Annotated in this window: 7 protein-coding genes; 2 read left to right on the top strand and 5 right to left on the bottom strand. The window is 64.6% G+C overall.

Going from position 1 to position 10,727, the window contains the following annotated elements; genetic code table 11:
- The 5 genes from AC1D1X_RS07300 to AC1D1X_RS07280 form a co-directional block, all read right to left on the bottom strand.
- Positions 1-213 (bottom strand): hypothetical protein (locus AC1D1X_RS07300; RefSeq protein ID WP_477698059.1); only part of this gene is annotated, 213 nt, incomplete at its 3' end.
- A gap of 288 nt (positions 214-501) precedes the next feature.
- The gene (locus AC1D1X_RS07295; RefSeq protein ID WP_477668165.1) at positions 502-987 is read right to left on the bottom strand and encodes a hypothetical protein; all 486 of its coding nucleotides are present in this window, start codon (positions 985-987) and stop codon (positions 502-504) included.
- A gap of 266 nt (positions 988-1,253) precedes the next feature.
- On the bottom strand, positions 1,254-2,084 hold the full coding sequence (locus AC1D1X_RS07290; protein WP_477698058.1) for an urease accessory protein UreD: 831 nt from the start codon (positions 2,082-2,084) through the stop codon (positions 1,254-1,256).
- A 195-nt stretch (positions 2,085-2,279) separates the two neighbouring features.
- On the bottom strand, positions 2,280-4,883 hold the full coding sequence (gene cphA / locus AC1D1X_RS07285; protein WP_477668163.1) for a cyanophycin synthetase: 2,604 nt from the start codon (positions 4,881-4,883) through the stop codon (positions 2,280-2,282).
- On the bottom strand, positions 4,883-7,090 hold the full coding sequence (locus tag AC1D1X_RS07280) for a cyanophycin synthetase (RefSeq protein WP_477698057.1): 2,208 nt from the start codon (positions 7,088-7,090) through the stop codon (positions 4,883-4,885). Before AC1D1X_RS07280 ends, cphA begins: the two co-directional genes overlap by 1 nt.
- A 321-nt stretch (positions 7,091-7,411) precedes the next feature.
- On the opposite strand from AC1D1X_RS07280, the gene AC1D1X_RS07275 reads away from it, so the two are divergent.
- Positions 7,412-9,754 carry a cyanophycin metabolism-associated ABC transporter gene (locus AC1D1X_RS07275; RefSeq protein ID WP_477668910.1) on the top strand — a complete coding sequence of 781 codons (2,343 nt, stop codon included), beginning with the start codon at positions 7,412-7,414 and terminating at the stop codon, positions 9,752-9,754.
- Positions 9,755-9,768: 14 nt separating this feature from the next.
- Positions 9,769-10,260, top strand: a complete 492-nt coding sequence (locus tag AC1D1X_RS07270; RefSeq protein WP_477668161.1) for a cyanophycin metabolism-associated DUF1854 family protein — start codon at positions 9,769-9,771, stop codon at positions 10,258-10,260.
- The last annotated feature ends 467 nt before the right edge of the window (positions 10,261-10,727 follow it).

The following is a 10,727-nucleotide window of genomic DNA, read 5'->3' as shown; positions in this document are numbered from 1 at the left end:
GCTCTGGATTTTGTCTTCCAGTTCCGCGGTTTTTACCAGCGCCATCGCAACGTCACCCGTTTTGACCGCGGGTGGAATTTCTTTTTCGAGGACCTTGTTGATCAGCAGTAGCTCTTGTGCCGATCTTTCCACCGTGTCCTGCACGGCATCGTTTTTTTCGAGCGCGCGCGCCAGTTGTGGCTTCTCGGGCGAGGTGTTCGAGGGTTTTTGCATGGATGCTTTCGTGGCGGGTGATGGCCGGGGGACAAGGGGCTGGCGTCCCGCAGTGGACGCGCGACGGTACTCCCCATCATGCACCCGAAATGCATTGCCGGGGTGGACTTTACGGGGAGATTACCTGCGTTGGCGGCGCATGAAAGATTCGTCGCCTGGAGAAACCGGTGACATGGAAAACCTGCCCACAAAACGCGCACAAAAAAGAAGTGGGCCGCAAGCGGCCCACCTTTGCTTCTGCTCCATCCGGTGAATTCATCAAACCCCGGCGGAGCGAGTGGCAACTGGTTATTGCGGCGGTGAGGCGACGGGCGCCGGGATCACCACAATGTCTGTCGAGGTCTGCGGCTGCACGCGCACGTTGGTGGCGCCTGGGGGCACCACAACGGTTTCAACTTCGCGAACCACACCGCCRCCGGCGACGCTGCCTTCGGCCTTGCCATAGCCCACGATACGGGCCTGGCAGGCGACCTGGTCTTCACCCTTGAAGACATCACAGCGCTTCAATGCATTGGCGGCAAACTGTCCATTGGCGTTGTCGACCTTGCCGGCACGTTTGGCGGCATTGGCGTTCTTCACTTCAGTGATACAGGTTGCCCGGTCTTGTTGGGTCTTGCCGTTGTTACACGCGGCCATTTCGCTCCTGGCGTCACCCGTGGCGTCGATCCCGGTGGTGCCGGAAGCAATCTGGGCAGCAGCGCCCAGGGAAAGCAGGGCGGCGGCGCCGAAACAGGCGGTAATGCGCGCAAGGCGGAAATTCAGGGATGAGGTCATGGTCAAACTCCTTGTTCGAAACTCGATGGATATCGATAAAGGGAGTCTGGGCCGCTACCTGAAACGGCCATGAAAGGAAAAGGTCCGGGTAAGCCGTGCCCTAAGCCCATTCGCCTGTAGGACAGGTCTTTCAGCGGCTTTTGATGGGCCGGGGTTCGCGCGGGTAACGGCTAACTAAAGACTACAAAACCCGTTGAGCTGAGGGGCAGGCGTAACGAATTTTCTGAAGATGGTTTCTTGTACAGCCTGCAGGGGCAGTTACAGCACTACATTGACCAGATGCGCGGGGTGGACGGCGCCAGCTGCCAGAGCTGTGTGCGCCAGGCTTGCCAGACCTGCTTGAGCAAGGCCATGGCAGGTTCAACCACCGGTGACAGCACACGGATGACGACGACCTGCCCGTCGGGGCTGGTCGCGCCGGCGTACGCGGCAAGCGGGTGGGCCTGCATCACGTCACGTGCGCAGTCCAGCGCCAGCTGGCGGCGATGGCGCTCGAGCTTGCTGCCGGCCACAAAAAAGAGTGACGCGAGGCAGCGGTTGYCGGCCATGCCGAGCGGGCTGTTCATCAGCAAGGTGTCTGCGGCATCCATGCGTGCGCGCTCGAGCCAGACACCGGGCACTTCGATGTGCTGGCGAAAGCTGCCGCTCTCGAACGGCAGGCTGGCGGCGGGCAGGCCCAGGGCGGTGACGTCCCAGCCGATCAGTTCGGCGCCGGGCGCCAATGTCATGGTCAGGCGGTTTTCGGCAAGGCAGCCGTTGTAGCAAATGGCTTCTAGCGGCAGCCATTCCATGCGGGCGCCGGCCTGCAGGTCGAGGCGGGTGCGCTGCAGGGCGGGCTCGCCGGCGGATCGGTAAAAGCGGGTGGCACCGGGCGTGGTGATGAGGCCGTGTGTGCCGGGTGCTGCGCTGAAGGCCAGGTCCAGCGTGTCGCCGCCGACCAGGCCGCCGGGTGGGTGCACGATGACGTTATGGCAAATCGCGTCGCCTTCGGGGTAAAGACTTTGCAGGATGCGCAGGGGTCCGCTATGGCGAAAGTGGGCAAGGGTCTTGCCGGCCTGGTGGGTGTAGTCGAGAGCGAGGGTCGCGTTCCAGGTCATGGGGCAAGTTTAACGCGGGCAGGGTGCCTGGCTTTGCTATTAATTCAGGAGCTGCTTGCGCTCGTCCTGATTGGGTTGTAGCCTCTTTTTGATTGAAATTCAGGGTCCTGCGTATTCACTGCTGGCTTGCCGGGCTGCGAAAAGCGGTGCAGCTCATCCGCGCCGCTCTCCGTTTTGCCCGGCAACCCTGACACGCTAGTGCGCAACTGTCTCTTTGGCTTCTTTCACGCGCGCGGCCAGGTGGTCCAGCGCCTCCTGCACCTGGTCGACCAGGATCAGGCAGAGGTCACCAGGTGACAGGCGCGCGAGCGCGGTGTCGATGGCCAGGAACTCACCACGGATCTCGTCGATTTTCTTGGTACGTTGCGCCTTGTGGGCGCCTTCCAGGCCCTGGCGCAGCAGGCCCATGACTTCACCGTCAGCGCGGCCGCGCTGGGCGGCGTCCTGGTAGAGGATGACGTCGTCAAACGCGCCGCCCAGGATGATGGTCTGGTCGCGGATGTCGCTGTCGCGGCGATCGCCTGCGCCGCTGATCACGACACTGCGACGCTGCCTTGGCGTGGCCGGCATGGCGTCGACCGCGGCCACCAGGGCGCGCATGGCGTCGGGGTTGTGGCCGTAGTCGGCGATCACGGTGGCGCCCTTGTAGTCCATCACGTTGAAACGGCCGGGCGCGTTGTGCGCATCGGTCACAAAGCTGGAGAGGCCGCGCTTGATGGTGTCCCAGTTGATGCCGGCGCCCCAGGCGGCCGCGACGGCGGCCATGACGTTCTCGACCTGGAAACTGATGGTGCCGCCGCGTGTGACGGGAACGCCCTGCAGCGCGATGCGCTCGACCCAGGCGCCTTCGGCGGCTACCAGCATGGGGCCGTCGACATACACGGTGCGCTTGCCTTGTGCGCGGTGCGTGGCCATGAGCGGGTGGTGCCGGTCGGCGGCGAAAAAGATCACCTTGCCGGGGCAGGTGGCCGCCATGTCGGCGACGATGGGGTCGGCGGCATTGAGCACCGCGTAGCCGGTGGTCGAGACGTTCTGCACGATCACGCGCTTGAGCACGGCCAGGTCTTCCACCGTGGTGATGTAGTTCAGGCCCAGGTGGTCGCCGCTGCCGATGTTGGTGACAACGGCGACTTCGCAGCGGTCAAAACCCAGGCCTTCGCGCAGCACGCCGCCACGGGCGATTTCGAACACGGCCGCGTCGACGTCAGGGTGCATGAGCACATTGCGCGCGCTCTTGGGGCCGCTGCAGTCGCCGCTGTCGGTTTGCCGCCCGTTGATGTAGACGCCGTCGGTATTCGTCATGCCGGTGCGCAGACCGTCGGCGGCCAGCAGGTGGGCAATCAGGCGTGTGGTGGTGGTCTTGCCGTTGGTGCCGGTGACGGCAATCACCGGCACGCGGCCGTTGTCACCGGGGGAAAAAAGTTCGTCGATCATGGCGACGCCCACGGCGCGGCCCTTGCCGTAGGAGGGCGACAGGTGCATGCGCAGGCCCGGCGCGGCATTGACTTCCACGACGCCGCCGTTTTGCGATTCGAGCGGGCGCAGCATGCTTTCGCACACCACGTCGACGCCGCAGATGTGCAGGCCGACCATTTGCGCGGCCGCCACGGCGCGCGCGGCCACAGCCGGGTGTACGTCATCGGTCACGTCGGTCGCCGTGCCGCCGGTGCTCAGGTTGGCGTTGTTGCGCAGGATGACGCGCCGGCCCTTGGCGGGAATGGATTCGGGCGTGAGCTCCTGGGCTTCCAGGCGGGCCACCGCGATGTCGTCAAAACGGATTTTGGTGAGCGAGGTGGAATGGCCTTCGCCGCGTTTGGGGTCCTGGTTGACGATGTCGACCAGCTCACGCACGGTGTGCAGGCCGTCGCCCACGACCTGCGGCGGCTCGCGCCGCGAGGCAGCCACCAGCTTGTTGCCCACCACCAGCAGGCGGAAGTCGCTGCCGGGAAGGAATTTTTCGACCATGACTTCGCCGTATTCGGCGGCTGCCTTCCAGGCGGTGTCGAGGTGTTCACGCGTGGTGATGTTGACGGTGACGCCCTTGCCCTGGTTGCCGTCCAGCGGTTTCACGACTACCGGCAAACCCACTTCCAGGGCCGCGGCCCAGGCATCGTCCGTATCGGTGACCGGGCGGCCCAGCGGCACGGGCACGCCGGCCGCGCGCAGCAGTTTTTTGGTGAGGTCCTTGTCTTGCGCGATGGATTCGGCCACGGCGCTGGTGGCGTCGATTTCCGCGGCCTGGATGCGCCGCTGTTTGGAGCCCCAGCCGAATTGCACCATGCTGCCTTTGGTGAGGCGCCGGTAGGGAATGCCGCGTGCCACGGCGGCGTCGACAATCGCGCCGGTGCTGGGACCGAGGCGTTCGTCTTCGTCGAGCGCGCGCAGTTGGGCAATCGCGGCGTCCAGGTCAAACGCGGTGTCGCGCAGGGCGGCGTGGATCAATGCTTGCGCCAGCTCAAACGCCAGCCGGCCGACGGTTTCTTCGCTGTACTCGACCACGACCTGGTAGGTGCCGGCTTCAACAGTAGAGGCGGTATGGCTGAAGGTGAGGGGGCAACCGGCAGCCGTCTGCAGCGCCAGCGCGGCGGCTTCAAGCACATGGGCCAGTGAGACGGGGCCTGCGTGGCCGGTCTGCCGGAAGGCGCCCATCTCGGGGAACAGCGAGCGCACGCGCGGCTCAAAGCCTGGCAGACCCGTGATATTGCACTCCACCGCAGTGCAGGCAACGATGGCTTCGAGCGCTGTGTGGCGGCTCCAGAGGTTGGGCCCGCGCAGGGCCCGGATACGGGACACTTCCATTACTCGGCACTCCCGGCGGTTTTAGGGGTGGTTTCAAAGGCTTCCATGCCGGCGCCTATCAAATTGAGGGGGATGCCCAGCGCCCAGGCGGCGCCCACGGCGGCCAGCAGTCCACCCTCGGACAGTCCACGGCGTTCGCGCCAGGCGGCAAGCTTGCCGAGGCCCGGCAAAAAAGCCTCGCTGGCGCCGGTGGCCAGCACGACCTGGTCCTGGCGCAGGTAGAGCGCACGGCCGCCTTTGGCGCAATGCGCCGCAATGGCCGGGGTCTCGGGGTCGGTGCTGTAGAAAATGACTTCGCCGTCGCAAAGCTCCTGCATTTCGGCGATGCGGTGATCTGCGGCATTGAGCACGGCGGCGCCGCCGGGCAGCACCACATCGACCTGCGAGCGCATCACCTTGTACATCTGGTCGGCTTCGGTGATGTCGAATTCAGCCAGGCCTTCGGCGCCGCCCAGGTCCGTGACGACACCCACCTGGCATTTGTCATAGGGCAGGCCGGTGAGCAGGATGGTGCCGGCGCCGTTTTCAAACACCGCTGCCTGCACGGCGCGGTTGATCAGCAGGCGCTGGCCGGCTTCCCAGTTGGCGCAGTTGGATGCGTCCACACAGCGCTGGTCCAGGAACAACCCACCCTGGCAGGCCAGGCCGGTGTGCCGGCCCGACAGGTGCAGCAGCCAGGCCACCAGACGCGCCACGCGCTGGTTGTCGCTGGAGCCGGCAATGCCGACGATGGGAATGCGGCCGTCAGGGCTGTCGGAGTCGGTGGCGGGGAAAAGGTGGTCGCAGATGGCACGGCCCACCGGGCGCGGCGCGCCTTCGGCCGGTTTGAGGTGCATGAGGAGGCCTGGGCCGGCGTTCACTTCAACGATGGCGCCGCCTTGCTCGTGCAACGGGCGCGAGATGTCTTGCGCCACCACATCGACCCCGGCGATGTCCAGGCCCACCACGCGCGCGGCCAGCGACACGATGTGATCAACGTCAGGATGAACCTGGTCGGTGCAGTCGATGGCCACATTGCCGTTGCGCTGGATCAGCACCTCGCGGCCAACGGCCGGTATGGCTTCGGGGCTCAGGCCCTGGCGCTGCAGATCAAGAATGATGGCGCCGTCGCTGGCGGTGTTGATGCGGCCCAGCGGGAAGTCTTCACCGACGCCGCGGCGCGGGTCGGTGTTGAGCTGTGCGTCTACCAACTGTGAGACGGTGGAGGTGCCGTCGCCGGTGACCCAGGCGGCTTCGCCGCGCGCGGCGGCGACCACACGGCCGCCGACCACCAGCAGGCGGTGCTCGTTGCCGCGCACAAAACGCTCGACCATGACTTCGCTGCCATGCCGTGCCGCAACTTCAAACGCGCCTTCGACTTCTGCCCGTGTTTTGAGGTCCAGCGACACGCCACGGCCATGGTTGCCGTCGGACGGCTTGACGACGACCGGCAGGCCGATGTCTTCGGCCGCTTCCCAGGCTTCTTCGGCTGTGGCGACGATCTGGCCTTCAGGTACCGGCACGCCGCAGGTGGCCAGCAGGCTTTTGGTGAGGTCCTTGTCGTGGGCGATGCCTTCGGCGATGGCGCTGGTGAGGTCGGTTTCGGCCGTCCAGATGCGGCGCTGGCTGGCGCCGTAACCCAGTTGCACCAGGTTGCCGTCGTTCAGCCGGAYATGGGGAATGCGGCGGTCGGTGGCCGCGGCCACGATGGAGGCCGTGCTGGGGCCGAGATAGCAGTCGTCCACCTTGGTCCGGATTTTCTCGACGGCAGACTGCACGCCGGCCTGGCCGTAGTCTGTGCCGTTGATGGCGGCCATCAACAGGCGGTGGCCTTCGGCCAGCGCGGTGCGGGCCACCTGCTCGTCGCGGGCACGGAACACCATGCGGTAAACGCCGCGCTGGGAGGTGCTGCGCGTCTGGCCGAAGCCGGTCGGCATGTCGGAAAGGTTCAGCAGCTCGATGACCACATGCTCCAGCACATGGCCGGACCAGGTGCCTTCCAGCAGGCGCTGGATGAAGCCGCCGCGCTCGCCCACGCCGCAGTGGTGTTCGACGAGGGCCGGCAACAGGGCGACCAGGCGGTCATTGAAGCCCGGCAACAGGTTGGAGGGGAAGTCTTCGAGGCTGCCGAGGTCCAGCCAGACTTCCAGCACGGGCCGATAGGTCCAGATGTTGGGACCGCGCAGGTAGTTGATGCGCAGCAGCTTGATGTCGTCCTGTGGGCTCATTTTTCGCAAAATTGTCGGCAGGGTTGGGCCTTGCCACCCCGGGGAGCAAGGCTCGGCCCTGGCCGATGGATTTCAGTGTGAGGCCGGTCAAGGTCTCGGTGGGTCCCTGTGTCTCGTTATGTTGTTGTTTTTGTCGCGGCGATGGCCGCCAGGGGTCGATTTTGATGGTTCCGTCATTTTCAGGGGGTTGATATGGTCAAACCGGTCGCTTCAGGCCGCATTCGGCGAAAATCCCTGTTTCGGGCCTATTCGCGCAACTACGAAGAACCTGCGAATACCCTGCCGCGCCAGATGCGGGACGCCAAGATTTTCCACAACACAATGCAACACAACCACCCGGCAGACGACTCCAGCCCTACCGACCCTGTTCTGGCAGGGCTTCGCTCACAACTTGCAACCCAAGAGAACGTTTTGTGCACGCTGGTGGTTGACCTGGATAACCAACTTCATTTCGCCCGGGGCCTGCTGGCCCTGACGGACCGCCGGCTGCTGGCCTGCAGCCCTGAAGGCGTATGGGCCAGCTGGCCCACGGCGGACGCCGACGGCACCGTATTGCACGGGCTTTCACTGCGCCATTTCGACCATGCCGGCGTGGGCACGCTGGAGCTGCATGAAGCGGGCCGGCGGCTGGCCAGCTGGCGGTTTACCCTGGGTGCCAATGTGCAGGCCCTGCGCCTGGTGCGCCTGTTTGCCCAGCAGCAGGCCCCGGCGGCAGGCGATGCCGCGGCGCTGGCTGAGGACACGGCCCTGTGCCCCGAGTGCGACCTGCCGCTGCCGCCCGACAGCGAGGAATGCCCGGCCTGCGCGCGCGAGCTGCACACGCCGCCTTCCACCTGGGTGCTGCTGCGCCTGTGGCGGTTTGCCGATCCGTACCGCTACCAGCTGCTGGCCGGATTTTTGCTGACTTTGGCTTCCACCGCCGCCACACTGGTGCCGCCCTACCTCACGATTCCGTTGATGGACGACATCCTGATCCCGTTCCAGAACGGCCAGCGGATCGAGCCCTGGAAGGTAGGGTTGCTGCTGGGTGGCCTGCTGGGCGCGGCCGTGCTGGGCTGGGCGCTGAACTGGGCGCGCACCTATTTGCTGGCACTGGTGTCCGAGCGCATCGGCGCCGACCTGCGCACAGCCACCTTCGACCACCTGCTGGAGCTCTCGCTGGACTACTTTGGCGGCAAGCGCACCGGTGACCTGATGTCCCGCATCGGCTCGGAAACTGACCGCATCTGCGTGTTTTTGTCGCTGCATGCGCTGGATTTCGCAACCGATGTGCTGATGATCGTGATGACCGCGGTGATCCTGATTTCCATCAACCCCTGGCTGGCCGTGGTGACGTTGCTGCCGCTGCCGTTTATCGGCTGGATGATCCATGTGGTGCGCGACAAGCTGCGCACCGGATTTGAAAAAATCGACCGCGTCTGGTCGGACGTGACCAATGTGCTGGCCGATACGATTCCTGGCATTCGCGTGGTCAAGGCCTTTGCCCAGGAAAAGCGCGAAGCCCAGCGTTTTCGTGAGGTCAACCAGCACAACCTGGCAGTCAATGACAAGCTCAACAAGACCTGGTCGCTGTTCACGCCCACCGTCTCATTGCTCACAGAAGTCGGCCTGCTGGTGGTCTGGGCTTTCGGCATCTGGCTGGTGTCGCGCCAGCAGATCACCGTCGGCGTACTGACGGCCTTCATTGCCTACATCGGCCGCTTTTACGGCCGGCTTGATTCGATGAGCCGCATCGTTTCCGTCACGCAAAAGGCCGCCGCCGGCGCCAAGCGCATCTTCGACATCCTCGATCACGTCTCCAACGTGCCCGAAACGGCCAACCCGGTGAAGATTGGTGCGCTCGAAGGCCGCATCGACATGAAGAACCTCGGGTTCCGTTACGGCAACCGCTCGGTCATTCGCGGGCTCGATCTGCAGATCCGCCCCGGCGAAATGATCGGACTGGTGGGCCACAGCGGTTCAGGCAAAAGCACGCTGGTCAACCTGATCTGCCGGTTTTACGACGTGAGCGACGGCTCCATCAGCGTGGACGGCACCGACATCCGCCGCTTCGGTGTGGCTGACTACCGCCGCAACATCGGCCTGGTGCTGCAGGAACCGTTTCTTTTCTTCGGCACGATTGCCGAAAACATCGCCTACGGCAAGCCGGGCGCCACGCGCGCTGAAATCGTCGCGGCCGCGCGTGCCGCCCATGCGCATGAATTCATTTTGCGGCTGGCGCAGGGCTATGACTCGCTGGTGGGTGAGCGCGGACAGGGGCTGTCGGGTGGTGAGCGCCAGCGCATCTCGATTGCGCGGGCCTTGCTGATCAACCCGCGCATCCTGATCCTCGACGAAGCGACCTCGTCGGTGGACACCGAAACGGAAAAAGAAATCCAGCGTGCGCTCGACAACCTGGTGCAGGGCCGCACCACGATTGCCATTGCCCACCGCCTTTCAACGCTGCGCAAGGCCGACCGCCTGGTGGTGATGGACCGCGGCCAGGTGGTGGAAGTGGGCCCGCACGACGAACTGATGGCGCAGCAAGGCGCCTACTGGCGGCTGTACGAAGCCCAGGCGCGGCAGGTCGACAGCGAAGAGGGCGGCGAGGAAGCAGCGCAAAGCCTTATCGCAGTGGCCACTTCGCAGCTGGCCCACACCGCGCAGCACACTGGCAACCGATAAGCCAAGGACTGCACATGACCAACTCCTCTTCCTCTTTGTCCTCTTTGTCCTTTCCCTTGGAACGCACGGCGTCGGGCCGGCTGGTGTTCGTCGATGCCGGTGGCCTGCAGCATGTGGGCGTGGTGCCGGTGCGGGCCTTTCCCCTGGCTGCGCCCGATGAAGGGATTTCACTGATTAACACCGAAGGGCACGAGGTGGCCTGGGTGGAAGACCTGCAGGCATTGCCGGTGCAAGCGCGTACCTTGCTGGAGGAAGAACTGGCCCTGCGCGACTTTGCGCCTGAAATCACGCGGCTCAAAAGCGTTTCGACCTTTGCCACCCCCAGCGTGTGGACGGTGGAGACCGACCGGGGTGAGACGTCTTTTGTGCTCAAGGGCGAAGAAGATATTCGCCGCCTGGGGCGCACGGGGCTGCTGATTGCCGGCAGCCAGGGGGTGCAGTACAGCGTGAAGGATATGACGGCTCTGGACCGGGGGTCGCGGCGGTTGTTGGAACGGTTTCTTTAGGCCGGGTCTTGCCCCAGCTACGTGCTCTTAGCTGATGGTTGCTGGCCGGGGGTTGCCCGGCATGCAACTCACTTTCTTTTGCTTCGCCAAAAGAAAGTAAGCAAAGAAAAGGCGACCCTGGTTCCTGCGTCCCYKCGCTKCGCTACGGGCAACCTGCGGTGCTCGGTCCAGCCGGGGTCAAAAACAACTCGCTTCGCTCAAACAAGTTTTTGCCCTGATCCGTCTGGCCCTGCGCTCCTCGGCGCATMCACAAGGGGTGGGGGGCGGAATACCGAACAGCCGAACTCCCAACAGCCAAAGGCAGAACCCCGAAYACCWGAAGAAACAAGGACACGCCATGGCGTGTCCTTGTYGGTATTGGTTTCCTGGTATTTCGGTATTCRGTCCCCGCTCCCGATTRGCCCTTCTGTMTGCGCCGAGGAGCGCAGGTTCAGGCGGATCAGGGATCGCGATTGTCTGAGCGAAGC

This window comes from Polaromonas sp. P1_G4 (assembly GCF_056405475.1).
This window is presented reverse-complemented; position numbering and strand designations above follow the sequence as displayed.

Coding starts and splice junctions, on each gene's coding strand:
- cphA (WP_477668163.1), bottom strand. CDS start 4,883: ATGGAAGTGTCCCGTATCCGGGCCCTGCGCGGGCCCAACCTCTGGAGC.
- AC1D1X_RS07275 (WP_477668910.1), top strand. CDS start 7,412: ATGCAACACAACCACCCGGCAGACGACTCCAGCCCTACCGACCCTGTT.
- AC1D1X_RS07270 (WP_477668161.1), top strand. CDS start 9,769: ATGACCAACTCCTCTTCCTCTTTGTCCTCTTTGTCCTTTCCCTTGGAA.